Source organism: Paraburkholderia sp. GW821-FHT02A12 (assembly GCF_059422005.1).
The window spans coordinates 2,870,390-2,895,631 of the sequence record NZ_JBWKWA010000001.1 but is presented as its reverse complement, the minus strand read 5'-3'; the positions used below and the strand labels follow the sequence as shown (position 1 = coordinate 2,895,631).

The 25,242-nt window shown below is 64.8% G+C and carries 23 protein-coding genes; 15 read left to right on the top strand and 8 right to left on the bottom strand.

Translation table 11 applies throughout. The features are described 5' to 3' along the window. Nucleotides 1-27: 27 nt before the first annotated feature. Nucleotides 28-687 carry a hypothetical protein gene (locus AC07WT_RS13145; protein ID WP_492593629.1) on the top strand — a complete coding sequence of 220 codons (660 nt, stop codon included), beginning with the start codon at nucleotides 28-30 and terminating at the stop codon, nucleotides 685-687. Nucleotides 688-709: 22 nt separating this feature from the next. Here the strand turns inward: AC07WT_RS13145 and AC07WT_RS13140 are convergent, their stop codons facing one another. Then, complete coding sequence (locus AC07WT_RS13140) at nucleotides 710-1,258, bottom strand: hypothetical protein (protein ID WP_494947433.1); 549 nt, start codon at nucleotides 1,256-1,258, stop codon at nucleotides 710-712. A 108-nt stretch (nucleotides 1,259-1,366) separates the two neighbouring features. Between AC07WT_RS13140 and AC07WT_RS13135 the strand changes: the two genes are divergently transcribed. Both AC07WT_RS13135 and AC07WT_RS13130 read left to right on the top strand, forming a co-directional pair. Next, a complete protein-coding gene (locus AC07WT_RS13135; protein ID WP_494947432.1) occupies nucleotides 1,367-2,266 on the top strand; it encodes a helix-turn-helix domain-containing protein in 900 nt (299 codons plus the stop codon). Then, nucleotides 2,263-4,149, top strand: coding sequence for a DUF3857 domain-containing transglutaminase family protein (locus AC07WT_RS13130; RefSeq protein ID WP_494947431.1), 1,887 nt, complete (start codon nucleotides 2,263-2,265; stop codon nucleotides 4,147-4,149). Before AC07WT_RS13135 ends, AC07WT_RS13130 begins: the two co-directional genes overlap by 4 nt. Before the next feature lie 43 nt (nucleotides 4,150-4,192). Here the strand turns inward: AC07WT_RS13130 and AC07WT_RS13125 are convergent, their stop codons facing one another. The 5 genes from AC07WT_RS13125 to glgC form a co-directional block, all read right to left on the bottom strand. Further along, nucleotides 4,193-5,344, bottom strand: coding sequence for a branched-chain amino acid ABC transporter substrate-binding protein (locus tag AC07WT_RS13125; protein WP_494947430.1), 1,152 nt, complete (start codon nucleotides 5,342-5,344; stop codon nucleotides 4,193-4,195). A gap of 431 nt (nucleotides 5,345-5,775) precedes the next feature. Continuing rightward, entirely contained in the window at nucleotides 5,776-6,237 is a 462-nt protein-coding gene (locus AC07WT_RS13120) for a hypothetical protein (protein WP_492593595.1), read from the bottom strand. A gap of 287 nt (nucleotides 6,238-6,524) precedes the next feature. Then, nucleotides 6,525-7,391 carry a pyridoxal kinase PdxY gene (pdxY, locus tag AC07WT_RS13115; protein ID WP_492593594.1) on the bottom strand — a complete coding sequence of 289 codons (867 nt, stop codon included), beginning with the start codon at nucleotides 7,389-7,391 and terminating at the stop codon, nucleotides 6,525-6,527. Nucleotides 7,392-7,634: 243 nt separating this feature from the next. Continuing rightward, the gene (gene glgA, locus AC07WT_RS13110; RefSeq protein ID WP_494947429.1) at nucleotides 7,635-9,095 is read right to left on the bottom strand and encodes a glycogen synthase GlgA; all 1,461 of its coding nucleotides are present in this window, start codon (nucleotides 9,093-9,095) and stop codon (nucleotides 7,635-7,637) included. 78 nt (nucleotides 9,096-9,173) lie between these two features. Further along, entirely contained in the window at nucleotides 9,174-10,439 is a 1,266-nt protein-coding gene (gene glgC / locus AC07WT_RS13105) for a glucose-1-phosphate adenylyltransferase (RefSeq protein ID WP_494947428.1), read from the bottom strand. Between the two features lie 625 nt (nucleotides 10,440-11,064). Between glgC and AC07WT_RS13100 the strand changes: the two genes are divergently transcribed. Further along, nucleotides 11,065-12,192 (top strand): alpha/beta fold hydrolase, encoded by a 1,128-nt coding sequence (locus AC07WT_RS13100; protein WP_494947427.1) that lies wholly within the window; start codon nucleotides 11,065-11,067, stop codon nucleotides 12,190-12,192. 60 nt (nucleotides 12,193-12,252) lie between these two features. Here the strand turns inward: AC07WT_RS13100 and AC07WT_RS13095 are convergent, their stop codons facing one another. Together AC07WT_RS13095 and AC07WT_RS13090 are read right to left on the bottom strand one after the other, a co-directional pair. Next, nucleotides 12,253-13,248, bottom strand: coding sequence for an LLM class flavin-dependent oxidoreductase (locus AC07WT_RS13095; RefSeq protein ID WP_494947426.1), 996 nt, complete (start codon nucleotides 13,246-13,248; stop codon nucleotides 12,253-12,255). A gap of 179 nt (nucleotides 13,249-13,427) precedes the next feature. Continuing rightward, on the bottom strand, nucleotides 13,428-13,571 hold the full coding sequence (locus AC07WT_RS13090) for a hypothetical protein (protein WP_494947425.1): 144 nt from the start codon (nucleotides 13,569-13,571) through the stop codon (nucleotides 13,428-13,430). On the opposite strand from AC07WT_RS13090, the gene AC07WT_RS13085 reads away from it, so the two are divergent. The 11 genes from AC07WT_RS13085 (at nucleotide 13,555) to AC07WT_RS13035 (ending at nucleotide 25,168) form a co-directional block, all read left to right on the top strand. Further along, on the top strand, nucleotides 13,555-14,634 hold the full coding sequence (locus tag AC07WT_RS13085) for an LLM class flavin-dependent oxidoreductase (protein WP_492593587.1): 1,080 nt from the start codon (nucleotides 13,555-13,557) through the stop codon (nucleotides 14,632-14,634). The two genes, AC07WT_RS13090 and AC07WT_RS13085, sit on opposite strands and share 17 nt — an antisense overlap. 11 nt (nucleotides 14,635-14,645) lie before the next feature. Continuing rightward, nucleotides 14,646-15,479 (top strand): class II aldolase/adducin family protein, encoded by an 834-nt coding sequence (locus AC07WT_RS13080; protein WP_494947424.1) that lies wholly within the window; start codon nucleotides 14,646-14,648, stop codon nucleotides 15,477-15,479. A gap of 12 nt (nucleotides 15,480-15,491) precedes the next feature. Beyond that, complete coding sequence (locus AC07WT_RS13075) at nucleotides 15,492-16,565, top strand: ABC transporter substrate-binding protein (RefSeq protein ID WP_494947423.1); 1,074 nt, start codon at nucleotides 15,492-15,494, stop codon at nucleotides 16,563-16,565. A gap of 40 nt (nucleotides 16,566-16,605) precedes the next feature. Then, nucleotides 16,606-17,226 (top strand): cysteine dioxygenase family protein, encoded by a 621-nt coding sequence (locus tag AC07WT_RS13070; protein WP_494947422.1) that lies wholly within the window; start codon nucleotides 16,606-16,608, stop codon nucleotides 17,224-17,226. Further along, nucleotides 17,223-18,824 (top strand): rhodanese-related sulfurtransferase, encoded by a 1,602-nt coding sequence (locus AC07WT_RS13065; RefSeq protein ID WP_494947421.1) that lies wholly within the window; start codon nucleotides 17,223-17,225, stop codon nucleotides 18,822-18,824. The genes AC07WT_RS13070 and AC07WT_RS13065 overlap by 4 nt, the downstream gene beginning before the upstream one ends. A 166-nt stretch (nucleotides 18,825-18,990) precedes the next feature. Then, nucleotides 18,991-19,989 carry an ABC transporter substrate-binding protein gene (locus tag AC07WT_RS13060; RefSeq protein WP_494947420.1) on the top strand — a complete coding sequence of 333 codons (999 nt, stop codon included), beginning with the start codon at nucleotides 18,991-18,993 and terminating at the stop codon, nucleotides 19,987-19,989. Between the two features lie 22 nt (nucleotides 19,990-20,011). Then, the gene (locus AC07WT_RS13055) at nucleotides 20,012-21,202 is read left to right on the top strand and encodes an acyl-CoA dehydrogenase family protein (RefSeq protein WP_494947419.1); all 1,191 of its coding nucleotides are present in this window, start codon (nucleotides 20,012-20,014) and stop codon (nucleotides 21,200-21,202) included. A 688-nt stretch (nucleotides 21,203-21,890) separates the two neighbouring features. Next, nucleotides 21,891-22,442: an outer membrane protein assembly factor BamE domain-containing protein gene (gene bamE / locus AC07WT_RS13050; protein ID WP_494947418.1), complete on the top strand. Its 552-nt coding sequence runs from the start codon at nucleotides 21,891-21,893 to the stop codon at nucleotides 22,440-22,442. Between the two features lie 47 nt (nucleotides 22,443-22,489). After that, entirely contained in the window at nucleotides 22,490-23,443 is a 954-nt protein-coding gene (locus AC07WT_RS13045; RefSeq protein WP_492593579.1) for a patatin-like phospholipase family protein, read from the top strand. Between the two features lie 317 nt (nucleotides 23,444-23,760). Next, nucleotides 23,761-24,450: an ABC transporter permease gene (locus AC07WT_RS13040; protein ID WP_492593578.1), complete on the top strand. Its 690-nt coding sequence runs from the start codon at nucleotides 23,761-23,763 to the stop codon at nucleotides 24,448-24,450. Nucleotides 24,451-24,454: 4 nt separating this feature from the next. Beyond that, nucleotides 24,455-25,168, top strand: a complete 714-nt coding sequence (locus AC07WT_RS13035) for an ABC transporter permease (RefSeq protein ID WP_494947417.1) — start codon at nucleotides 24,455-24,457, stop codon at nucleotides 25,166-25,168. Nucleotides 25,169-25,242 lie beyond the last annotated feature (74 nt).

The following is a 25,242-nucleotide window of genomic DNA, read 5'->3' as shown; positions in this document are numbered from 1 at the left end:
CGGGCAAACGAGATGGAAGACCCAGCGATGGAAGATTCCGACGAATTGTTGCTCCCGGTCTGGCGAGCGAACCTGGTGCTGCTGACCCGTGAGGTTGGCGCGGCGACCCGTCTCGCGCGCATGATGACCTTCTCCGCGAGCTACCTGAAATTGATATTGTCCGGCCAGCGTGAATTCAGCGAGGAATTCGTGCGCGGCATCGAGGCGGTCACTGGCCTGCCGAACGGCTGGATGAACGCGCCGCACACGGAGCAGGAGATACCGGCCAATGCGCGCGAGGCGATCGACAACGAAATGCCGCTCGCGCGGTTTCGCGGCACCGCGCATCCGGTGCGCAAGAAAACGGTGTTACGTCCGCCCGAACCGATTTTCGGTCAGGCGGGGCCGGCCAGGCGCGTGGAAGAGGAGACGCTCGACGCCGAAGCGCATCGGCGCCAGGCGCATTTCCGCAAGGTCCGCGACCTGGCGGTGCAGGACGTACGGCGCTTTGAGCGGCATTTGAGCCATGCGCCGGTGGAGTTGGCGGCGATGCGGTCGAAAGTGGAAGAGGTGATTGCCGCTGCTGATCTGGATGACCCGATTCAGGCTGATCTTGCCGGGCGGCTCGAGCAGATTGAGAAGCATCGGCATTTGTTGTTGCGGCATGTGGAGAAATTGCAGGCCCTGCTGGGACAAATCGGGGATTGAAACCGGCCGACACCCCAGGTATTCAGGCGCGTCGGCGCCGGGCATGGAACTCCGCCTCCAGCCGCCAGGTCACGCCATCTTCCGCGAGCGCCACGCCACGCCACCGGAACGTATCCCGCGTGATATCCGTAAAGCTCCATCGAATCGGCGTGCCGTCGGCATGCCTGCCGATCTGCACGAGATCGTCGCCGACACGCCTGCCGACCAGTTCATCCCGCTGGCCAGTCAGCGGATTGATATAGGTGACCCGCCACGCGCGCAGCGCCGGATCCCACACGCGCAGCGTGGTGCCGTACATGTTGTCGATGGCGGCGAGCCCCGCGTGGCGCTCGCCGCGCGGCGGCATGATCCACACGTCCTGCACGGCGCGGCCCTCCAGCACCCAGCCGAAATGAATCTCGCCGCGTCGGCGTTCGCTGCCGAGGTCGACGCGATAGTGCACCACATCCATGTCCCAACTGCCGATCAGCCAGCCATAGACGTCGTCGGCGGCGTCTATGTCGGCGGCGCGCGCGGGCGCGCCCAGCGCGTCCTGGAAACCGCGCGCCATCTCGTTGTCCAGCATGTTCATCGCGTGTCCTCCTTCGGGTGTATAGCGAGTCGGCGGCGTCGAAAGCGGGAAAACCGCGGGCGCCGCCGATGTGCTAAAAACAGAATACGGACTCAGCCGAGGTGCATCTTGGGGAAAATTGCCGTCACTCTGCAGCAGGCGCTCGCGCAACGCGCACGCGAAGGCACGCGCGGCAGCACAGCCGCGCGCCCGTTGGCGCAGGGCGCGGGCTGGGACGTCGCGGACATACTGTGCACGTTCGGACCACGCGACCAGCCGTTCGAGGAACGGCACGGCGGCGTGTGCATCGCGATGGTGGTCGCCGGCTCGTTCGGCTACCGGGCAGCGGCGGGGCGCGAGCTGCTGACGCCGGGTGCGCTGCTGCTCGGCAACAACGGCGACTGTTTCGAGTGCGGGCATCGGCATGGGGCAGGCGATCGCTGCATCGCGTTCCGTTATGCGCCGGCTTACTTCGAGCAGATCGCCGCCGATGCAGGCATCTCGAACGGCAATCTGAACTTCAGGCGCGCGCGGGTGCCGTCACTGCGTTCGCTGTCGCCGTTGATCGCGCTAGCTTGCGCCGGGGCCTCGGAGGTGGGCGAACCGGTGTGGGATGAACTCGCTGTCGAACTGGCCGTCGCGGCCCTGGATGCGACCGGTGCATTGACGCGTGCAGCGCAGCCGGCCAGCGCCGCGGCATGGTCGCGCGTGGCGCAGACCGTGCGTCTGATCGACGACGCGCCTGGCGCGCCGCATACGCTCGCGAGCCTCGCCGCCGCGGCAGGCCTGAGCGAGTTCTACTTCCTGCGGACCTTCCAGCGGGTGACCGGCGTGACGCCGCATCAATATCTTCTACGCGCGCGTTTGCGAGCGGCGGCGCTGCGTCTTCACGACGACAGCGCGAAGATTGTCGACGTGGCGCTGGATTGCGGCTTCAACGATCTGTCGAATTTCAATCACGCGTTTCGCGCGGAGTTCGCTTCGAATCCGCGGACATGGCGCGCGCGGGGCAGGGCGCGCCGCGCATGACCCGGTGTTTCTCGTTCATGAGGCTGGCCGCCGCGTTAGCACTCGGTGCGGCCGTCGCCGCCGTGCACGCCGGCGACGGCCCTTCCGGCGATGACCTCGCGCCGTCGACGATGGAGCGCGACGTCCACCTCTTCGTGATCCAGAAAGACGGCTCCGTCGAAGAACACGACGATACGATCTTGCGCGCCAACACGACGAGCGGCGTCGACGATATCGCGCAACGCTACGTGTGGTTCAACAAGGACATCGAGCAGGTGCAATTGCTGGGCGCGGAAACGATCGACCCGAACGGCGTGGCGCACCCGGTCGGGCCGGAAGCGATCCGCGACGTGCAGGAGCCGCGCTCGGCGGATGCGCCGAGTTTCGAAGACGCCGTATTGCGCACGGTGATCTTTCCGGGCGTCGAACCCGGCTCACGCGTGCATCTGTCGTTTCGCAAGACACGCACTCAACCTCTGCAAGCCGGCACTTTTGCGTACCTGGTCGAACCGACACGCGAGCCGGTCGAGATGCAGCGCCTGATCTTCGATTTGCCCGCCGACGTGCCGTTTCATGCCGACGCGCGTGGCTATGTCGCGTTGCCGCCGGTCACGGAGAACGGCCGCACCCGCTATGAGTTCGATTACCGGCACGGCCCGTATGCACCGCTCGAAGCGGGCGCGGTCGGCTACGCGAACTGGGGTGACCGGCTGATGGTATCGACGGTGCCCGACTTCGCGGGTTTTGCGGCGCGCTATCGCGGCCCGGCCGTCGACCCGACGAAGAGCGATCCGGCGATCGTGCGGCTCGCGCAGAGTCTGACCGCACAGGCCGCCGATCCGCGCGCGAAAGCGCAGGTGCTGTACGACTGGATGCGCTTGAATATTCGCTACGTCGCATTGTTTCTCGGCGAGACGGCGGCGATCCCGCACAAGGCGGTCGACATCCTGCGCAACCGCTACGGCGACTGCAAGGATCACGTTGCGTTGTACGGCGCGTTGCTGGCCGCGGTCGGCATCCGCAGTGAAGCCGTGCTGCTCAATCTCGGCCCGTACTATAGTTTGCCGGATGTGCCGGGGTATGGCGGGAGCGCGATCAATCATGCGATCGTCTGGATTCCTGAGTTGTCCTTGTATGCCGACACGACCGCGGGCGGCGTCGGTTTTGGCTATTTGCCGCCGAGCGTGATGGACCGGCCCGTGTTGCTGGTCGACGAGGGTGTGCTGTCGCGCACGCCGGCCATGCAGATGCGCGAGCGGACTGCGCGCTTGCAGATCGATATCGATGACGGCGGGGCAGCTGATTACGCTTATCGCGTGGAGGATGCCGGTTCGACGGCTGAATTGGAGCGCAATATGTTTCGCCGGGCGACGCGGCAGCGGACCCAGCAGATTGCCGCGAGCCGTCTATTGCAGGCGGGATTGCATGGCACTGCGCAATTGCGCACGGGCGATGTGGCCGCTACGAATGGGCCATTTTTTACTTCGATGCAGGGACGGGTGGAGCATTTCGTCTGGAAGGACGGGACGACGGCTGTGCCGGCTTTGACCAGCTTGTCCGGCGGCATGGAGAGTCAGGTGCAGGCGTGGCTTGCGGAGCCTTTACGGACCCAGCCGTGGGCGTGTATCGGCGGGGAGTTCGATGAGATTCTGGAGATGACGCTGCCAGGGTTTGGCCAGGTGACGGATGTGCCGCCTGATGCGGTGGTGAAGGATCGGTTTTTAGATTTTTCTTCGCACTATGTGTTGGATGCCGCGGCGCGGGTATTGCAGATCAGGCGGCACCTTCTGGCCGGATTTGGGCATCAGATGTGTTCCCCTGATGAGTTTGCCGATTTGAAGCCCGATCTGGTCCGGATTCAGAGGGATCTGGATGCCGTGGTTGTCGTCAAGGTTTTGAAGTAGATACGCACGCGGCGCAACCTGGCGCCGCGCACGCAACAAGACCTTAACTCCCGCTCTTGGTAACAACCGGCACCCAGCCCCCACTTTTAACCTGATACAGCGTGGAAGCACCGCTCTTCAACGCGCCGGTACCATCAAACGAAATCTTTCCGGTGACGCCTTCAAAATCAATCGCCTTCAGCACAGGACGATAAACCGTCGGCGAGCTGGATTTAGCCTGCTGCATCGCGTGAATCGCCGCCCAGGCTCCGTCATACCCAAACGGCGCGTACGACAGGATATCCACCCCAAACCGTTTCTTGAACCTGGCAGAAAAATCCTTGCCGCCAGGCAACTGGGCCAACGGCCTGCCATATTCCCATGCCATCACGCCTTCAGCCGCGTCGCCGGCCAGTTTGATGAACTCGGGATCCACCACGCCACCGCCGCCCACCAACTGCGCGTTCATCCCCAATTGCTTCATCTTCTTCGCAAACCCGGCAGCCTGCGTATCGAGCCCGCCGAAGAAAATCAAATCCGCATTCGTCGACTTGATCTTGGTGAGCTGCGTGCTGAAATCCACCGCGTGATTGTCGGTGTACTCGCGCGCCACGATGTTGCCGCCGTGCGCCTTCACCGCTTTCTCGAACTCGTCGGCCTCGCCCTGGCCGAACGCGGTGCGGTCGTCGATGATCGCAATCCGTTTGGCCTTCGTCACCTCGACGGCATACATCCCCGCATTGCCGGCGTTTTGCGCATCGGTGGAAATCACCATGAAGGTGTTCGCAAAACCTCGCCCGGTAATGATCGGGTTGGTCGCGGCCGGGTCGATCACCGGAATGCCGGCCTGCTCGTAGATCTGCGAGGCCGGAATCGTCGTGCCCGAATTGAAGTGGCCCACGATCGCCGACACGCTCTGGTCAACCAGTTTCTGCGCGGCCTGCACGCCAATGCGCGGGTCGGCCTGGTCGTCCTCGGAGACAAGCTGGAATTGCGCGACCTTGTCGCCGATCTTGACCTTCTGCGCGTTGGCTTCCTCGATCGCAAGCCGTACGCCGTTTTCCAGATCCTTGCCGTAGCCGGCGTTGGCCCCCGTCATCGGCGCAGCAAAGCCGATCTTGACCGGCAGGTCATCGGCGAAACTGGCCAGCGGCCCCGTCGCGAAGACGGCGCCAACGAACAGTGCAAGCGGTTTCAGCGTGTTGCGAAGACTCATGGTCTCTCCTTCCATCGACAGTTTTCAGGTGTGAAAGCAGCAAGGCGGTAACGCTGGATCGAAGCGCGCGAACCGGCGGCTGCCCGCCTCACGCGCATCGTCAGACTACGGATGTTCCGTCGCCATAAACAATGCTGGAATACGTGGAGTAGCCAGCGCGCGTCGGTCAATCTGGCGCGAATATAAAAAGCCAATTTGCAGCCGTCTTGGCAGTTCGCGGCGCTTTGAATGAGCATTTCGGCATAGATCGCACAGCGCTTTGGCTGGCGGCCTGTCAGGTCAGACGCGCAGATGCGGATTGCGGCACATGCTTAAGGAAGACCGCGGCAGCTCAGAAAACCGGCGCGAGCGCGCCGGCTATATCACAACAGCGCGCCCACGGACGCAAAGCCGCGATTGCGCCGAAAAATCAGCGGGTCAAAGCCAGGCCCTCAGTGCTCGCCTTGCTGGCGCAGCAACTCCTCACGCAGACGCAGGAGCGGCGCCTTGGTGTCTTCGTCGGCCCACGTGTCGAGGTCGTCGATCGCGCGCTGGCAGCCGTCGAGCACCAGGTCGAGATCGACCGGCACGCCGTTGTTGAGCGCGAACTCGATGGTCTCGGCGAATTGCTGGCATTCGTCCTCGCCGTAGGAGATGTCGAGGTTGTCGGCGATCACTGCGGCGATGTTGCTGCGCGCCTTGTCGTCGGGCGTCACCATGTCGATGATGCCGCGCGCCACCGCCGGCGAGTAGTAGAGCGCGATGTCGAGCCACTGCGCCGGATCGAAGTCGGCTTCGTCGAACTGGTTCTCGAAGTACTCGATCGCTTCCTGCTCGTGAGTTTCGTCAGCGTCGACGCTGAGGCACAACTGCTCAAAATATTCTTCCCGCTCGCTGCGGATATAACCGTCCATCGATGCCTCGTCTGCTGAATGCTGAATGCTGAATGCCGGATGCTGAAAATGCGCTGTGGACGGGCGGCTGCTTCGTCCACGCGGCAGGCATTATAGGACGCCCGGATGACAATCGCGGACCGTATGCCCCACGGCGCTCGCCGTGGATTGCCCACGCAGCGCGGAACAGTGCCTTCCGCGCGCGTGGGATTTTCTTACAGGCGACCGACGCGGCCAGCACCGCCGACGTGGCCAATCAGCCGGGCGCGGGTTTGGCCAGCCACTGGCGCAACCGCAATCTCGATGGTCTATGCCGTCTCGGCCACCCACGCGTCGAACCATTCGCGCGGCTGCGCGATTTCGTTCTGCGCGGCAACCAGTTCCAGCTCGTAGCGTCCCGCCTGCCAGGTCGCCTTGACCACCGCATTCACGGCGGCCTGCGTGTGCTCGAAAGCCGCGCGAATCGAGTCGCCGAGCAGCGTGCGCGCGACGAACACCGCGCTCGTCAGATCGCCGACACCCACCGGCTGCCGCGCGAACGGATAGAGCGGGCGCTGACTCATCCATGCCTCGCGCTCGGTGACGACCAGCATGTTGAAACGGTCGGCGGGACTGTCGCGGTCGAGCAGGTGCTTGACCAGCACGAGCTTCGGCCCGCGGGCGATGAGTTCGCGGCAGGCCGTCACGGCCTCTTCGAGCGTCTCGATCTCGCGGCCCACCAGGCGTTGCAACTCGGTATGGTTCGGCGCCATTGCGTCGGCCATTTCCGGCATCGTGCGCACGAGGAATTCCTGAATGCCCGGCTCGACCTTGTAGCCGCTCGCCGCGCCCATCACCGGATCGCAGAAATACCACGCCCGTGGATTGGCGGCCTTCACGGCCTTGACGATTTCCAGTACGGATTGCGCTTGCTCGGGCGTGCCCAGATAGCCGGACAGCACGGCGTCGCAGCGCGGCAGCATGCCGATGGCGCCGATCCCTTCGACGAGGTCTTCCATCTGCGATGCATCGATCGCGCTGCCGCTCCAATGGCCGTATTGCGTGTGATTCGAGAACTGCACGGTATTGAGCGGCCAGACGTTGACGCCGAGCCGGCGCATCGGGAACACGGCCGCGCTGTTGCCGGCGTGCCCAAACACGACATGTGACTGGATGCTCAGAACGTTTTTCGTCATGGTGTCGGCTCGCGCAAGCCCTGATGCGCGAAAAGTGAGAACGGGGAGGATGCGCGACGGCGGTGCACCGGCCTTGGCCGGGCGGCTGTTGCGGCATGACTGTTTCAGACTATGCAAGAAAAATGTACCGTCTGCGTAGTCAGGAAACAATACATGAGTTTGCCGCGCCCGAGTTGGTCCGTCCCCGTGTTGTTGCGCCGAACCATCAAACGTATCGGCAGCGGGGCAGCGGGGCCTGGCGGCTCACGCGAGTTCGCGATACAGCGCGAGATAACGCTCGGCCGATGCGCCCCAGCCGAAGTCCTGGCGCATCGCGCGCCGCTGCGTCGCTTTCCATTCGGTGCGCCGCTCATGGAGCGCAAACGCGCGGCGGATCGCGGCGGCAAGGCCCTGCGGTTCGAAGCGTTCGAATACGAAGCCGGTGGCGAGATCGTCGGCGAGATTTTCGAGCGACGCGTCGACCACCGTATCCGCCAGACCGCCGACGCGGTGCACGAGCGGCAGCGAGCCACACGCCAGCGCATACATCTGCGTGAGCCCGCACGGCTCGAAGCGCGACGGCACCGCGATCACGTCGCTGCCCGCGACGATCGTATGAGCCAGCGCTTCGTCGAAGCCCAGTTCGACCGCGACCGATTCCGGATGCGCCTGTGCGGCGCGTTTCAAGCCGTTTTCGAGTGCTGGGTCGCCGGTGCCGAACACCACCAGCTGGCCGCCGCGCTTGACGATTTCGGGCAACGCGGCGAGCAGCAGGTCGAGGCCTTTCTGCTCGGTCAGCCGGCTCACCACGCCGAACAGCAGCGCATCGCTTTTCTGCGCAAGGCCGAAACGCTTCTGCAAGGCGTCTTTGCACGCCTGTTTGCCGGCCAGGCGCGTAGCGGTGTAGTGATTGTCGAGCAGCGGATCGGTGGCGGGGTTCCACACCGTGTAGTCGACACCGTTCAGGATCCCGCTCAGGTCGTGCGAACGATGGCGCAGCAGCGCGTCGAGGCCGCCGCCCTGGGCGAGCGTCTGGATTTCGCGTGCGTAGGTCGGACTGACGGTGGTGATGCGGTCGCTGTAGTAGAGGCCCGCTTTCAGGAACGACAACTGCCCGTAGAACTCGACGCCGTGCATGCTGAAGAAGTCGTCCGGCAGACCGAGCAGGCCGAACTGGTGAGCCGGGAAAATGCCCTGATACGCGAGGTTGTGCACCGTAAAAATGCTGCGCGCGAACGAGCGGCCATGCTGGCGTTCGGCCGCCTTCAGATAGGCTGGCGCGAGCCCCGCATGCCAGTCGTGCGCGTGGACGATCTGCGCCGACCACGCCGGATCGAGTTGCTGCGCCAGTTGCGCGGCGACCCAGCCGAGCAGGGCGAAGCGCTGCGCGTTGTCGCCGTAGGGCACATGTTCGTCGTTCAGATAAGGATTGCCGGGCCGGTCGTACAGCGTGGCGGCGCGGATCATATAGACCGTGAGGCCGTTCGAGGGCAGCGTGCCCTGTTCGAGCGTGACCGCGGGCGCGTCGAAACGGCGGCCCAGTTGCACCACCGTGCGCACGTCGGTCAAGCCGGCGGCAACCGCGGGAAAGCCGGGCAGCAGCACCCGCGCGTCGGCGCCGAGCTCGATCAGCGCAGGCGGCAATGCGCCCGCGACGTCGGCGAGACCGCCCGTTTTCAGAAGGGGATACAGCTCGCTTGCGACGTGCAGGGCGCGAATCGTCATAGACTCTGTCTCATTCCTGTTAGTGCGGGACGTCGTTCAGCCGCGGCGCGGGCGGCGCATTCATCAACGGTTCGAGAATCAGCCGGCCTTCTGCCTGAGCGCCTCGGGCGTGACCAGCACGACGCCGTCGTCGGTACGGTAGAAACGTTCGGCGTCGCTCACCGGATCCTCGCCGATCACCGTGCCGTCCGGAATCGTGCAGCCGCGGTCGATCACGACTTTCTGCAGCCGGCAACTCGCGCCGACGGTGACTTGCGGCAACAAGACTGCCTCATTGATGTTACAGAACGAATTCACTTTCACATTCGACGACAACACCGAGCGCGCGATCTGCGAGCCGGAGATCACACAGCCGCCGCACAGGATCAGATTGTTGGCGCTGCCTTGCAGACCTTTCATGTCGCGTACGAACTTGGCCGGCGGCAACTGCTCCTGATACGTCCAGATCGGCCAGTTGCGGTCGTACAGGTCGAGCGTCGGGATCGTCGAGGCGAGGTCGAGGTTGGCGGCCCAGTAGGCGTCGATCGTGCCGACGTCGCGCCAGTACGGCTCCACATTCGGGTCCGACGACACGCACGACATGCTGAACGGATGCGCGATCGCCATACCTTGCGTGACTACGCGCGGCAGGATGTCCTTGCCGAAGTCGTGATCGGTGTCGACGCTGGAGATGTTTTCTTCGAGCAGCGTGTACAGATAATCGGCGCTGAACACGTAAATGCCCATGCTGGCGAGCGCCGTATCCGGGCGGCCCGGCATCGCGGGCGGATCGGCCGGTTTTTCGACGAAGCCGGTGATGCGGCGGTGTTCATCCACCGCCATCACGCCGAAGGCCACCGCGTCCATGCGCGGCACCTCGATACAGCCGACCGTGCAATCCGCGCCGCTTTCCTGGTGGTCGGCGATCATCCGCGTGTAATCCATCTTGTAGATGTGATCGCCCGCGAGCACCACCACGTATTTCGGCCGGATCGAGCGGATGATGTCGAGGTTCTGGAACACCGCATCCGCGGTGCCGCGGTACCAGTGTGCGCCTTCCACGCGTTGCTGCGCGGGCCACAGGTCGATGAATTCGCTGAATTCTCCGCGCAGGAAGCCCCAGCCGCGCTGCAAATGGCGCAGCAGCGAGTGCGCCTTGTACTGCGTGACTACCGCGATGCGGCGGATGCCGGAGTTCAGACAATTGGACAGCGCGAAGTCGATGATCCGGTATTTGCCGCCGAAGTGCACTGCCGGTTTGACGCGCTTGTTGGTGAGCGGCCCGAGCCGCGTGCCACGTCCGCCCGCAAGGACGATGGCGAGGGTGGTGCGTTGCAGATCGTTCAGGCGTGCCGGACTTTCCATGTCTGTCTCCCTGGTTGGTATACCCCGGATGGCCATGCTGGATGTGTTCTCGCCATGGGTTCAAGCGCTCGCTTCCAACTATTGTTTCGAGCGTTTGCCCCGGATGGTTTTAGTTCGCTTTCCTGTCCGCTTCTGGATCGTGCTGTCGGGTGGCTCGGTGTTTTTGGCTCCGTCTGCTAGTTCTAGCACCGATTTGCCGCGGGCGCGTAGTCTGAATTGTGCGGATGCCGCTTGCGCTGCGCCTTTGTGCACGATCTGCACGATCAACCCTTGCACACGATGCATCCGTGCGCCACGACACATAGCGTGCGCGGTGATTATCCGCAATATGCGTGCCATGCCGACCGCTGCGACCGCTGCGACTGCTGCGACTGCTGCGACCACTGCGACCACTGCAGCCACTACGGCCACTGCAGCCACTGCAGCCACTACGGCCACTGCGGCCACTACGACCGCTGCGACCACTACGACCGCTGCGACCACTGCAGCCATGAGCGTGCGCGGGTGGCGGCGGAGTCTGGCGGAGCGTCGTAGAATCGTCGGCTCGTGAACGGGGCTCGAGCGCGATTGCTCGTGCGTGAGCCGCACGTTTTCCGTTGCTCTCTCCTTGCAAGAAAACCTATCGATGAGTTTGCGCCGCTTTTCTTTGCTCGCCATGTTGAGCGCCAGTGCGTTGGCTGCCTCGCCGGCCGTCTTCGCCGCTGCAACCGCCACTGCAACCGCCGCTTCCACCACTGCCATCGCTTTGACCGCCTCGCCGGCCAGCGCCGCCAACCCGGGCGTGGCCAGCGCCGCCGACCACGTCGGTCCCGCGTTCGGCCCCGAGTTGCAGGGCTTCGACTATCCGGCGCCGGTCGAGCGGTACGACTTCACCTCGCAAGGCGTGGCGCTGCATATGGCGTACATGGATATCAAGCCGGAGCACGCCAACGGCCGCACGGCGGTGTTGCTGCACGGCAAGAACTTCTGCGCGGCGACGTGGGAGACGACGATCCGCCGCCTCAGCGACGCCGGCTATCGCGTGATCGCGCCCGACCAGATCGGTTTCTGCAAATCGAGCAAGCCTGAGCACTATCAGTACAGTTTTCAGCAACTGGCGCGCAATACCCACGCGCTGCTCCAGTCGCTCGGCGTCACCGACGCGACCCTGATCGGCCATTCCACTGGCGGCATGCTCGCAATCCGCTATGCGCTGACGTATCCGCATGAGACGCAGCAACTGGTGCTGGTCAACCCGATCGGGCTCGAGGATTGGAAGGCGAAGGGCGTGCCGTCGCTATCGGTCGACCAATGGTATGAGCGCGAGCTGAAGACCACCGCCGACGGCATTCGTCGCTACGAGCAGTCGACCTACTACGCGGGCCAGTGGCGCGCGGACTATGAACCGTGGGTGCAGATGCTGGCGGGGATGTACCGTGGTCCCGGCAAACAGATCGTCGCGTGGAATTCCGCGTTGCTGTACGACATGATTTACACGCAGCCGGTGGTATACGAGCTGGGCCAGCTGACGATGCCGACGCTGCTGCTGATCGGCCAGAAGGACACCACAGCGATCGGCAAGGACGCAGCGCCGCCAGAGGTGCGCGCGAAGATCGGTCGTTACCCGGAACTAGGCAAGGCCGCGGCCAAGGCGATTCCGCATGCGACGCTCGTCGAATTCGCGGCGTTGGGGCACGCGCCGCAGATGCAGGATCCGCAGGCATTTCATCAGGCGCTGCTCGACGGCCTGGCGGCGGTGCCGGCGAACCGCTGAGCCCGGACCCGCGCTCGAACAGTCAGCGAGAAGAAGGGCGGCCGCGAGCCGCCCTTTTTGTTACTTGCCGACGATCAATTCCTCGCGCACTTGCGCGGCGATTTCGAACGATCGCAAGCGCGCCGCGTGATCGTAGATTTGCGCGGTCAGCATCAGCTCGTCCGCGCCGGTCTGTTCGATCACTGACAGCAGACCTTCGCGGACCGCATCGCGATCGCCGAGCACGGTGCAGGCGAGCGAATGCGCGACGCTGTTCAACTCCATTTCCGCTGCTTCGAGACGCTCGACCGGCGGCTGCAACTGACCGGGCGTACCGCGGCGCAGATTGATGAACTGTTGCTGCAGCGAGGTGAAGAGACGCTGCGCTTCGGCGGTGGTATCGGCGGCGAACAGATTGACGCCGACCATCGCGTAGGGTTTATCGAGCGTCGCCGACGGCCGGAATTGCGCGCGATAGAGCTGCAGCGCGGTGAGCATGTGATCGGGCGCGAAGTGCGACGCGAACGCGAACGGCAGGCCGAGCGCCGCGGCGAGTTGCGCGCTGTAGAGCGACGAGCCGAGCAGCCACAGCGGCACATTGAGACCTGCGCCGGGTACTGCGCGAATGCGCTGGCCCGGCACGGGATCGGCGAAATAGCGTAGCAGCTCGACGACATCGTCGGGGAACGACTCAGCGCTGTTTTGCAGATCGCGGCGCAGCGCGCGGGCGGTGGTTTGATCGGTGCCGGGTGCGCGGCCGAGGCCCAGGTCGATGCGATCCGGATAGAGCGAGGCGAGGGTGCCGAATTGTTCCGCGATGACTAGCGGAGCATGGTTGGGCAGCATGATGCCGCCCGAGCCGACGCGAATTTTCGTTGTGCCGCCGGCGACGTAGCCGATCACCACCGAGGTGGCGGCGCTGGCGATGCCGGTCATGTTGTGGTGTTCCGCCAGCCAGTAGCGGCGATAGTTCCAGGCTTCCGCATGCTGCGCCAGGTCCAGCGTGTTCCTGAAGGCTTGTGCCGGGGTGGCGCCTGCGGTGACGGGCGATAGGTCCAGGACCGAGAAGGGGATCATTGTCTGTTCAATGGCTGCTTTTTGCGCTTTCGCGCGACGGGGCATTGTGGCAAAGGTTTTGTTTTCCTGCTGACGGCACGGGGATGTCCACGTTCATCGAAGGGGGTTTGCGGCAAGGGGGCTGCCAAAGGCAAGAAACCAAAACCCAATACATGCAAAGCCGATATAGATATGGCTGATCAATATTTAACAACCGCATGTAGCGCTGCTACCTTAAACCCCTCGAACGCGGCAGCAACCGCCGTTGCGGCAAAAGAAGAGCCACCGCCCCGCCGGGCAAAACCAACATGATTGGGAGACACCACCGTGTCAATCGAATTCATCGGCATGATCCAGACCCGCAAGGTGTCTGAAACTCACGCGCCGCAAGGCCCGAGCATCGACCTCGACTACATCGGACAATTCGCCCGCGCCCACGAAGCCGCGGGCTTCGACCGCATCCTCGTGCCGCATCATTCGACGAGCCCCGACGCGCTCCTGACCGTGGCCCACGCGGCCAGCGTCACAGAAAACGTGCACTTCATGCTGGCTCACCGCCCGGGCTTCGTCGCACCCACGCTGGCCGCGCGTCAGCTGGCAACGCTCGACCACTATTCGCGTGGCCGCCTGGCAGTCCACATCATCTCCGGCGGCGACGATGCAGAACAACGCCGCGACGGCGACTACCTCTCGCATGACGAACGCTACGCGCGCACCGACGAATATCTGCACGTCCTGCGCCGCATCTGGACCGAAGACACACCCTTCGATCACGCGGGCCAGTACTACCGCTTCGAACAAGGTTTCTCCGAAGTCAAGCCGCTTCAGCAACCGCATATCCCGGTGTACTTCGGCGGCGCGTCGGCGCCCGCGCTCGAAATCGCCGGCCGTCACGCGGATGTCTACGCGCTGTGGGGCGAATCGAAGGCGCAAGTGCGCGAACAGGTCGCCCGCGTGCGCGCCGAAGCAGCCAAACATGGCCGTACGGTGCGCTTCTCGGTGTCGTTCCGGCCCATCCTCGCCGCCACCGAAGCCGCCGCCTGGGAGCGCGCGGATCGCATCCTCGAAGAAACCCGCCGGCTGCGCGCGGCTCAAGGGCTCGGCGTCGGCGGCCCGGCGCAAAGCGAAGGCGCGCGGCGTCTGCTGGCGGCGTCCGGTGAATCGGACCGCGTCGACGAACGCCTGTGGACCGGCATCGCCAGGGAAATCGGCGGGCGCTCGAATTCGACCGCTCTCGTCGGCACGCCCGAACAGGTCGCCGATACGCTCGCCGACTATTACGCGCTCGGCGTCTCGACCTTCCTCGTGCGCGGCTTCGATCCGCTCGAAGACGCCATCGACTACGGCCGTGAACTGATTCCGGCCACCCGCGAACGGATCGCGCGCGTCGAGCGCGTAGCCGCCTGAACGGAGCCCCAATGACCGATCTGTCTGCCGCCTTCAGGAACACGCCTGCGGGCAATGCAACGGCGCTCCAGCGTCACGAACCCCTACGCAAGTTCTGGTTCGACGACGTGCCGCCGCGTGAAAGCATCGCGGATGAACGCCGCCATCGGCAAGAACGCCTCGCCGTGGCGTTTCGTCTGTTCGCGCGCTATGGTTTCGACCAGGGGCTCGCCGGACACATCACCGCGCGCGATCCCGAGTGGCCCGATCACTTCTGGGTCAATCCGTTCGGCAAGCACTTCAGCCGTATTCGCGTGTCCGATCTGCTGCTGGTGAATGCGCAGGGCGAGATCGTCGTCGGCGAGGGGCCGGTGAATCAGGCGGCCTTCGCGATTCACGCTGCGATTCACGAGGCGCGCCCCGATGTGGTCGCGGCGGCGCACACGCATTCGCTCTATGGCAAAGCGTGGTCGACGCTCGGCCGCACGCTCGATCCGCTGACGCAGGACGCGTGCGCGTTCTATCAGGACCACGCGCTGTTCGACGATTTTCGCGGCGTCGTGCTCGACACCGGCGAAGGCGCGCGCATCGCGGCGGCGCTCGGCGAGCGACGCGCAGTGATCCTGAAGAATCACGGCATCCTCACGGCCGGCCCGAGCGTCGAGGCCGCCGCATGGTGGTACATCGCGCTCGATAGCGCCTGCCACGCGCAATTGCTCGCCGAAGCCGCCGGCACGCCACAAGCCATCCCGCACGATGTCGCCACGCTCACGCATCAGCAGGTGGGCCGTCCCGGCGGCGCGCTGTTCGCGTTCGAGAGCCTGCTGGAAGGGCTCGTCGAAGCCGAGCCCGACGTACTGACCTGAGCGACTCCCGATATGACCCAACGTTTCGATCCGCCGGTTTCGCTCCGGCGCCGCCGGCTCATGTCCGCGTTGCCGCCCGCTGCGGCCGTGGCCGCCGCGACACTAGCCGGCGCAGGCACGAGCCTCGTTTCGGCAGCGGCGCAAGCTGCATCGGCAGCATGGGCGGGAGCGGGCCGGAACGACCCGCGCCTCGACCTCAGCAAAGTCCATCTGCGTGTCGCGACCTACAAAGGCGGCGACGCCACGCTGCTGAAAACAGCTGGCCTTGCGGACACCCCTTACGCGATCGACTGGTCCGAGTTCCAGTCCGGCAACGCGATGGTCGAGGCGATGAACGGCGGCTCGCTCGATATCGCCTCGGGCAGCGAGATTCCGCCGATCTTCGCGCGGTTGCAAAACGCCCAGGTACGCGTGATCGCCGTCTACAAGGACGACGTCAACAACCAGGTCGTGCTGGTGCCGAAGGGCTCGTCGATCCGCTCGATCGCTGATCTGAAGGGCAAGCGCGTCGGCTATCTGCGCGCGACCACCACGCATTACTACTTGCTGCGCATGCTCGAAGAAGCGGGGCTGTCGTTCAGCGATATCCAGGCGACGTCGCTCGCACCGCGCGACGGCTTCGCCGCCTTCAACGCCGGCTCGCTCGACGCATGGGCGATCTACGGCTACAACGTGCCGCTCGCGATCTCGCAGGCGGGCGCGCGCGTGCTGAAAAACGCCAACGGCTACCTGTCCGGCAACTATCTGTACTACGGTCACCCGGCGGCCCTGGCTGACCCGCTGCGGCGCGCCGCTGCCGCGGATCTGCTGGTGAGGCTGCAACGCGCATGCACGTGGTTCAGCCAGCATCAGGATGCGTATGCGAAGGTGTTGTCCGCCGAATTGCGCGTGCCGGAAGAAGCGATTCTGTCCTTGTACCGCAATCAGAGCCAGGCGCGCCGCATCACCGGCGTCACGGCGGCGGACATCGCGAGCGAGCAGCAGGTTGCCGATACCTTTGCGCGTGCGGCCGTGATCGATCGGCGCGTCGACGTCGCGCCGTTGTGGACCGACACCTTCAACGCTGCGCTCGCCCACGGCGCCTGAGCCGATTCCGGATTCCCGTCACCCCATCCTTGAACTTTCGATGACTCAAACCTTAAGCGCTGCCTTAAGAGCGGACCGGCTGCGCACGTTCGTCAGCCGGATCGCGTCCCTTGTCGACGATGCCGTGCCCGAAGCGCAGCGCCTCGAAGCCGGCGGCGCGTATCTGCGCGAACTGGTAGCCCACGACGACTGGCTGCCCGACGCTTTCGCGCAGCCCGATCCCGAGCGCTATCAGCAATTCCTGTTGCACGCGGATGCGCGGCAGCGTTTCTCCGTTGTCAGTTTTGTCTGGGGACCGGGGCAAGCGACGCCGGTGCACGACCACACCGTATGGGGTTTGATCGGTGTGCTGCGTGGCGCGGAAATTGCTCAGAACTATCGCGTCACGCCGACCGGCACGCTGGCGGAAGAGGGCGCGCCGCGGCGCCTCGCCGCTGGCGCAGTGGATGCCGTGTCGCCGCGTATCGGCGACATTCATCGCGTGAGCAATGCATACGATGACCGTACATCGATCAGCATTCACGTGTACGGTGCAAATATCGGTGCGGTGACGCGCTCGGTGTACCCGGCCGGCGGTGGTCGTAAAAATTTCATCTCCGGCTACTCGAACGACGTGTTGCCGAATATCTGGAATGTTTCGAAGGAGTTCCCGATCCCATGAGTTTCACTACAGAGTTCCGTACCCTTTCATTCAAGGACGTGCGCCGCGCGCTGCTGGAGCGCCAGGAAATCGCGCTCGTCGACGTACGCGAGGAAGATCCGCACGCACGCAGTCATCCGCTCTTTGCCGCCAACCTGCCGCTGTCGCGGCTCGAACTGGACGCGCCGCTGCGCCTGCCGCGTCTTACCGTGCCGATCGTCGTATTCGATGACGGCGAAGGACTCGCCGAACGCGCCGCGCGCCGTTTGAGCGAGTTGGGCTATACCAATGTCGCCTTGCTCGAAGGCGGCCTGCAAGGCTGGCGTAGGGCCGGCGGCGAGCTGTTCCAGGATGTCAACGTGCCGAGCAAGGCATTCGGCGAACTGGTCGAAAGCGAGCGGCATACGCCGTCGCTCGACGCGCCGCACGTGCAGGCGCTGCTCGATCGCGAGGCCGGCGTGGTGGTGCTCGACGCGCGCCGCTTCGACGAATACCAGACCATGAACATTCCCGGCAGCATCAGCGTGCCGGGCGCCGAACTGGTGCTGCGCGCCAGGCAGCTTGCACCCGATCCGGCCACGCGCATCATCGTCAATTGCGCGGGCCGCACCCGCAGCATCATCGGCGCGCAGTCGCTGATCAATGCGGACGTGCCCAATCCGGTTGCGGCGCTGCGCAACGGCACAATCGGCTGGACGCTCGCCGGGCAGCCGCTCGCGCATGGCAGCTCGCGCCGCTTCGATCCGAATCTCGACGACGAAGTCCGTCTGGCCGCCGCCGACGCCGCGCGCAAGGTGGCGGATCGCGCGCAAGTGGGCCGCACGTCGCGTGACGAAGCGCGCCGTTGGGCCGACGAAGCGGTACGCACCGTCTATCGCTTCGACGTGCGCACGCCGGAAGAATATGAAGCGGGCCACGTGCCCGGTTTTCGCAGCGCGCCGGGCGGCCAGCTTGTGCAGGAGACCGACATGTTCGCGCCGGTGCGCGGCGCGCGCGTGATCCTCGCGGACAACGACGGCGTGCGCGCGAACATGAGCGCATCGTGGCTCGCGCAGATGAACGTCGAGGTGTACGTGGTGGATGGCCTGAGCGCCGCCGACTTCAGCGAACGAGGCGCGGCGCCCGCTGCGCGGAACGCGCCCACGCCGCCGGACGCCGATGAGATTTCGCCCGCCGAACTGGCGGCGCTGCTGCAAGCGCCCGGCACCGCCGTGCTCGATTTCACGACGAGCGCGAACTATGTGAAGCGCCATATTCCGGGCGCGTGGTACGCGATTCGCGCGCTGCTCGACGCCGCCGTGCGCAAGCTGCCCGCCGCGCAACGCTATGTGGTGACCTGCGGCAGCAGTTTGCTGGCGCGTTTCGCCGCGCCCGAGGTCGCCGCCTTGACGGGCAAACCGGTGCAGGTGCTGAGCGGCGGCACGAGCGCATGGATCGAAGCGGGCTTGCCGGTCGAAAGCGGCGAGACGAGGCTCGCTTCGCCGCGCATCGACCGTTACCGGCGTCCGTATGAAGGCACCGATAACGGGCGTGAAGCGATGAACGCGTATCTGGAGTGGGAATACGGCCTCGTCGCGCAACTCAGGCGCGACGGCACGCACGGTTTTCATGTGATCTGACGCGGGCATTTCGTGGGCACGACGATACCTGAACAGGTCTGCGCGCACGAAGCGGGTGCCAGGAAAATTCGCATATTTGCTTAGAAGAATAATGCGTTTGCCTTATGCAGATGCGTGCCTTATCGTCGCTTCAAACTTTCACCGTATGCATCGCGTAAGCGCCGATATGACGATCACCCGCTTTTCTTTTGCAGTCTCATCCGCCGTGCGATGCGTGCGCCGCGCGTTGTGGTTCAGACCAGTCGTTGCCGCGCTGCTGGCCGTGTGCGCCGCGTCCTCGCCGGTGTCCGCGTATGCCGCCGATTTGCCGGTGCTGAAAGTCGGCGACCAGTCCTTGCAAACGCGCGGCATTCTCGAAGCATCCGGTCAATTGAAAGACCTGCCGTACAAGATCGAATGGTTCAACTTTCCCGCCGCGCAGCCGCTCGGCGAAGCGTTGAATGCGGGCGCGGTGGATGTCGGCGGACTCGGCGATGCGCCGCTCGTGTTCGCGCTCGCTGCCGGCGCGCGCGTGCGAGCGGTCGCGGCAACGCGTTCGACGCCGCTCGATCTGGCGATCGTCGTCGGCGCTCATTCGCCGCTGAACGATGCGGCGAGTCTGAAGGGCAAGCGTATCGCGACGACTCGCGGTTCGATCGGCCACTATCTCGCGCTCGCCGTGTTGAAGAAGGCCAACGTGCCGCTAGCCGACGTCAAGTTCGTGTTTCTCGCACCCGCGGATGCGAAGGCGGCACTCGCTTCGGGCAGCGTCGACGCGTGGTCGGTGTGGGACCCGTACACGGCGCTGGGCGAAGCGCGCGATCACGACCGTATCATCGCCAACGGCGTCGGCTTGTCGGAAGGACTCAGCTACCAGGTCGCCACCGAACGCGCGATCGCGGACAAGCGCGCGCAGCTCGCCGACTTCCTGCGGCGCGTCGCGATCGGGCAACGTTGGGCGCTCTTGCATCCGGACGAAGTCGCGGCGATGCAATCGCGCGTGACCGGCCTGCCGACCGACGTGCTGAAAACTGTCTATCAGCGCGGCCAGGTGCATCCGGTCCCGATCGACGACAGCGTCGTCGCCGCGCAGCAGCGCACCGCCGATACCTACGAAGCCGCCAACGTGATCCGCGCGCATCTCGATGTGCGCACGAGCTTCGATCGCAGTTTCCCTCTGCCGTAACGCGGCGTGCCGGAGTTCCCGCATGAATGCCCCGATTGCCGACAGCGCGGTGACACGCCGTCATCCGCCGCTCGATAGCGATGCGTTCGACGCGCTGCTCGCGCAACTCACCGCCGAGTTCGCCGCGAGCGCCGCGCACTATGACCGCACTGCCGAATTTCCGCACGCCAATCTGGCGCGCCTGCACGCGTTCGATCTGCTCTCGCTGACGGTGCCTGCATCGCTCGGCGGCGCGGGCGCGAGCTTGCCGCAGGCGTTGAAAGTGATCCGCGCGGTGGCGCGCGGCGAGCCGTCCACGGCGCTGGTGCTGGTCATGCAGTACCTGTTTCACCACCGCTTGCAGGGCAATCCGCATTGGCCTGTGGCGCTGCGCGAACGCGTCGCGCGCGAAGCGGTGCGCGACGGCGCGCTGATCAACTCGCTGCGCGTCGAACCCGAACTCGGCACGCCGGCGCGCGGCGGCTTGCCGTCGACCGTCGCGAAACGCAGCGGCGACGGCTGGCGCATCGACGGCAGCAAACTGTATTCGACCGGCAGCCCCGGTCTCACGTGGCTCGCGGTGTGGGCGCGCAGCGACGAGACGCCGCCGCGCGTCGGCGTGTGGCTGGTGCATCGCGATAGGCCGGGCGTGCGGGTCGGCAGCGAATGGAATCACCTCGGCATGCGCGCCACCGGCAGTCACGAGCTGGTGTTCGACGACGTGTTCGTGCCGGCTACGCATGCGGTCGATGTGCATCCGCCGGGGGAGCCCGGCGCCGGGCTCGATCCGCTCGGATTCGCGTGGATGAGCGTGCTGCTGTCGGCGGTCTACGACGGCGTGGCGCGGGCCGCGCGCGACTGGTTCGCGCAGTGGGCCGCGCATCGCACACCCGGCAATCTCGGCGCGCCGCTCGCGAGCCTGCCGGCGTTTGCGCAGACGCTCGGCCGCATCGATGCGCTGTTGTTCGACAATCGTGTGTTGCTCGACGCGAGTGCGCGCGGCGAGCACGTGACGCTCGACGAAGCGCCGCTCGTCAAATACACGGTGACGAATCATTCGATCGAGGCCGTGCAACTCGCCGTCGAGGCAAGCGGCAATCCCGGCTTGAGCCGCGACAATCCTCTCGAGCGCCACTATCGCGATGTGCTGTGCGCGCGGATCCATACGCCGCAAAACGATTCGGTGCTGCTGGGCGCGGGGCGGGCGGGTTTCGCTTCGTTCTTGCCCGTATGAGGGGGCGATGCGGACCGGAGCCGCGCCTGCGCCGTTCAGCTGCAAATCATCTGCCGATTCGGTGTAAACGCGCTCTCGTCTAATACCGCCAATGCGTTTAGATTAGCTGCACTTGGAAGGCTTATCGAGGGACCAGGGCGGCCAGACAAGCAGCGGTCCGCTATTGCGGCGATGGTGTAAGGTCAGAGGCCAAGGTCTCTCGCCGCCTCGCCCCGAATCGGGCCGCTGCGCGTCGTCCATGGTGCTTCGTTTCGGGCGGCCGTTCTGCCGCCTCCACCGCTCGGTGACCGTACCGACCGGTCTGGCGACGCGTAGCACAGCGTCGCCTTTTTGCTTGTGCGCCGTTTGTGCATGCCTGTGCGTGCCTGGGCTTGTGCGTGCCTGTGTCTGTTTGTGCCTGTTTGTGCGCGCTTTTCCGCATGCTTCTGAGTACTCGTGCGCCGCATTTTTCCCGCCTTGTCCATCTGCGTCGACCCGCGGCAAATCACGCCGCCGCCGACTGCGCCGCAAGAGGGCTGACAGCCTTCCTGCAGGCGGCGCTCGCGGTTTTTTCCACACGCGGTTATCCTGTAGCACGCCCCGAAGGAAGTCCCCTTGGGGGGCGCCCCGGAGGAAGTCCCCTTGGTGGACACCCTACACAACGGGATGCGTGCGCATGACGCGCCCGCATCCGTACAGGAAACTTGCTGTGAGCCTCAAACTGCTTACCGTCGCCATGCTGAGCGCGTGCGTAGCGCTTGCCGGTTGTGACGACCAACAGAGCGACCGCGCCGTGCAAAAACTCAAGGAATTTTTCAACGCCGTCAAACCGGACGCGTTACTGCTCAAGAATATGACGCCCGGCGTCACGAGCGAAGCGCAGGTCCGCGACCAGATGGGCAATCCGGAAACCGAACGGACGTTTACCGACGGCTCGAAGCGCCTCGAATATCCGCGCGGCCCGCAAGGGCTGAACACCTACATGGTCGACATCGACCAAGACGGCAAACTGCAAGCCATCACGCAGGTGCTCACTGCCGCCAACTTCGCGAAGGTTCGCATCGGCATGACCGAGGATGAAGTGCGCCGCCTGCTCGGCAAGCCAGGCGAAGTCGCCGTGTTTCCGTTGAAGCCGGAAACCGTGTGGAGCTGGAAGTGGCGCGAGGGCGGCGTGACGGAAGAGGGCATTTTCAACGTGCATTTCGACCAGTTTCAGAAGGTGTACACCACATCGCGCTCGGACGTGGTGCGCGGGCGATAGATGAGGAACGACGAGAAAAGTCGGGAACAGAGAACAGGCGGGAAAAAATGATACGTCGACGTCGATATAGCCGTATCGGGCTGGTGTTGGGTGGGGGAGCCGCGCGCGGCTGGGCGCATATCGGCGCGATTCGCGCGTTGCTCGACGCGGGCATCAAGCCGGATGTGGTGTGCGGCACATCGATCGGGGCGCTGGTCGGCGCGGTCTATGCGAACGGCGACCTCGACTGGCTTGAAGAATGGGTCTCCCGGCTCACCTGGCAGACGGTGGTGCGTCTGCTCGATCTGCGTCTGTCGGGCGGCTTGCTGGGCGGGCGTAAAGTGATCCAGTTGTTCGCGGACAAATTCGACGGACGCTCGATTGCGCAGTTGAACATGCCGTTCGCGGCGGTCGCGACCGAACTCGACACAGGGCGCGAAAGCTGGTTGCAGGACGGCAGCGTGGTCGATGCCGTGCGCGCGTCGATTGCGATTCCGGGGATTTTCACGCCGGTTTGGCATAACGGCGTGTGGCTGGTGGATGGCGGCCTGAGCAATCCGGTGCCGGTTTCGGTGGCGCGCGGCATGCGGGCGGACTGCGTGATCGCTGTCGATCTGAACAACGATATTCTGAACGGCCGCGATTTCGGCGGTGCGGTGGTCGATACGCCCGCGATTGATCCGACGGCGCCGCCGCCGGTCGCGTTACGCCGCAACGGCAAACCTTGGCCGCGCTGGCTTGCGCCTGCCGAGGTGCGCGCTAGCGACGACGTGCGGGTGCCCCCTGCACCGAGTGCGCGGGTGCCTTCCATGCTGAGCTCGATTGCGCAGAGCATCGACATCATGCAAGTGCGGATTACGCGCAGCCGCCTTGCAGGCGAACCGGCGGATATCTTGATTCAGCCGCGGCTTGGCGGCATGGGGATTTTCGATTTTCATCGTGCGGCGCCGGCGATTGAGGAAGGGCGCGCGGCGGTTGAGTATATGTTGCCGGCGATTCGCGCTCGCTTGGGGATTGATTGAGGTTTTCTTGTTGCCTGCGCGCCGCTGCCGTTGGTGCAGCCGCTCCGTCTATCGAAAAAGCGACCCGAAACTTGCTAAATCGCGGCGGCCCAAGCCGCCCGCGAGCGGGCTTACAAACCGATATCCCCCGCAAAACCAAGTCCCAGGAGCCTTCGGCGGCAGAAAACCGCGTCATGCTGCGACGCAGCAAACCTCCCGCCCTCTATTTGAGCAATTAATTTTCGCTTGCGAGACTCCGCGCCATGTCGGACGAGCCAGGCAAAGAGAGCTGCCGGCGCCGTCCGTGACATCCTCAATGAACCTGGATGGAGACGCGCGTGTTCCTTTACGGCTTTGGTCCGGTGCTGCTGGCCGGTACGATCCAGACGATCGAGCTGTCCGTCCTCTCGCTGGCAGCCTCCGTGCTGCTCGGCCTCGCGGGCGCGGCGGCGAAACTCTCGTTCAACCGCCCGCTGCGGGCGATCGCGACCGGCTATACGACGCTGATTCGCTCGGTGCCCGACCTGGTGCTGATGCTGCTGCTGTTCTACAGCATTCAGATCGCGGTCAACAATCTGACCGATGCGCTCGATCTGCCGCAGTTCGACATCGATCCGTTCGTGGCCGGCGTGCTGACGCTCGGCTTCATCTACGGCGCGTATTTCACCGAGACCTTCCGCGGCGCGTTTCTCGCGGTGCCGCGCGGTCAGCTCGAAGCGGGCGCGGCGTACGGCATGAGCGGCCTGCGCGTGTTCACGCGCATCCTGTTTCCGCAGATGATGCGCTTCGCGCTGCCGGGCATCGGCAACAACTGGCAGGTGCTGGTGAAGGCCACCGCGCTGGTGTCGATCATCGGTCTCGCCGATGTCGTCAAGGCCGCGCAGGACGCCGGCAAGAGCACGTTCAACATGTTCTTCTTCATTCTGGTCGCCGCGCTGATCTACCTGGCGATCACCACCGCTTCGAATCTCGTGCTGATCTGGCTGGAACGGCGCTATTCGATTGGCGTGCGGCACGCGGAGCTCTAAGACGATGATCGACATTCTCAACCAGTTCTGGCGCGCGTTCCTGTACTGGGACGGTCAGCGGATTTCCGGTCTCGCGGTCACGCTGTGGCTGCTGGTGACCTCGATCGGGATCGGCTTCGTGGCGGCGATTCCGCTGGCGGTGGCGCGCGTTTCGAAGAAGCGCTGGCTGTCGACGCCGGTGCGCCTCTACACTTACGTGTTTCGCGGCACGCCGCTGTACGTGCAGCTGCTGCTGATCTACACCGGCATGTACAGCCTCGAATTCGTGCGCTCGCATCAACTGCTGGACGCGTTTTTCCGCAGCGGTTTTCACTGCGCGATTCTCGCCTTCGCGCTGAACACCTGCGCGTACACCACCGAGATTTTCGCCGGCGCGATCCGTTCGACCTCGCACGGCGAAGTGGAAGCGGCGCGCGCCTACGGCATGAGCTGGTTCACGATGTACCGGCGCATTGTGATACCGTCCGCGCTGCGGCGTGCGCTGCCGTTGTACAGTAACGAAGTGATCCTGATGCTGCACGCCACCACGGTCGCGTTCACGGCCACGGTGCCGGACATCCTGAAGGTGGCGCGCGACGCGAATTCGGCCACGTACCAGTCGTTCGATGCGTTCGGACTCGCGGCGCTGATTTACCTGGTGGTGTCGTTCGCGCTGGTCGCGCTGTTCCGGCGCGCCGAGCGTCACTGGCTGGGTTACCTGGCGGTACGTACGCATTGACACGCACTGAGCGGGCGCGTTGGCATCGAGCGGCGCGGCGGGTGTGACCGGTGTGCGCCGTCACGAAGATCGAT

Bases quoted from the DNA above. Each gene is read 5' to 3' on its own strand.
- AC07WT_RS13145 (WP_492593629.1), top strand. From the start codon at position 28: ATGGAAGATTCCGACGAATTGTTGCTCCCGGTCTGGCGAGCGAACCTG.
- AC07WT_RS13140 (WP_494947433.1), bottom strand. From the start codon at position 1,258: ATGAACATGCTGGACAACGAGATGGCGCGCGGTTTCCAGGACGCGCTG.
- AC07WT_RS13130 (WP_494947431.1), top strand. From the start codon at position 2,263: ATGACCCGGTGTTTCTCGTTCATGAGGCTGGCCGCCGCGTTAGCACTC.
- AC07WT_RS13125 (WP_494947430.1), bottom strand. From the start codon at position 5,344: ATGAGTCTTCGCAACACGCTGAAACCGCTTGCACTGTTCGTTGGCGCC.
- AC07WT_RS13120 (WP_492593595.1), bottom strand. From the start codon at position 6,237: ATGGACGGTTATATCCGCAGCGAGCGGGAAGAATATTTTGAGCAGTTG.
- pdxY (WP_492593594.1), bottom strand. From the start codon at position 7,391: ATGACGAAAAACGTTCTGAGCATCCAGTCACATGTCGTGTTTGGGCAC.
- glgA (WP_494947429.1), bottom strand. From the start codon at position 9,095: ATGACGATTCGCGCCCTGCACGTCGCAAGCGAGCTGTATCCCCTTCTG.
- glgC (WP_494947428.1), bottom strand. From the start codon at position 10,439: ATGGAAAGTCCGGCACGCCTGAACGATCTGCAACGCACCACCCTCGCC.
- AC07WT_RS13100 (WP_494947427.1), top strand. From the start codon at position 11,065: ATGAGTTTGCGCCGCTTTTCTTTGCTCGCCATGTTGAGCGCCAGTGCG.
- AC07WT_RS13095 (WP_494947426.1), bottom strand. From the start codon at position 13,248: ATGATCCCCTTCTCGGTCCTGGACCTATCGCCCGTCACCGCAGGCGCC.
- AC07WT_RS13090 (WP_494947425.1), bottom strand. From the start codon at position 13,571: ATGAATTCGATTGACACGGTGGTGTCTCCCAATCATGTTGGTTTTGCC.
- AC07WT_RS13080 (WP_494947424.1), top strand. From the start codon at position 14,646: ATGACCGATCTGTCTGCCGCCTTCAGGAACACGCCTGCGGGCAATGCA.
- AC07WT_RS13075 (WP_494947423.1), top strand. From the start codon at position 15,492: ATGACCCAACGTTTCGATCCGCCGGTTTCGCTCCGGCGCCGCCGGCTC.
- AC07WT_RS13070 (WP_494947422.1), top strand. From the start codon at position 16,606: ATGACTCAAACCTTAAGCGCTGCCTTAAGAGCGGACCGGCTGCGCACG.
- AC07WT_RS13065 (WP_494947421.1), top strand. From the start codon at position 17,223: ATGAGTTTCACTACAGAGTTCCGTACCCTTTCATTCAAGGACGTGCGC.
- AC07WT_RS13060 (WP_494947420.1), top strand. From the start codon at position 18,991: ATGACGATCACCCGCTTTTCTTTTGCAGTCTCATCCGCCGTGCGATGC.
- AC07WT_RS13055 (WP_494947419.1), top strand. From the start codon at position 20,012: ATGAATGCCCCGATTGCCGACAGCGCGGTGACACGCCGTCATCCGCCG.
- AC07WT_RS13045 (WP_492593579.1), top strand. From the start codon at position 22,490: ATGATACGTCGACGTCGATATAGCCGTATCGGGCTGGTGTTGGGTGGG.
- AC07WT_RS13035 (WP_494947417.1), top strand. From the start codon at position 24,455: ATGATCGACATTCTCAACCAGTTCTGGCGCGCGTTCCTGTACTGGGAC.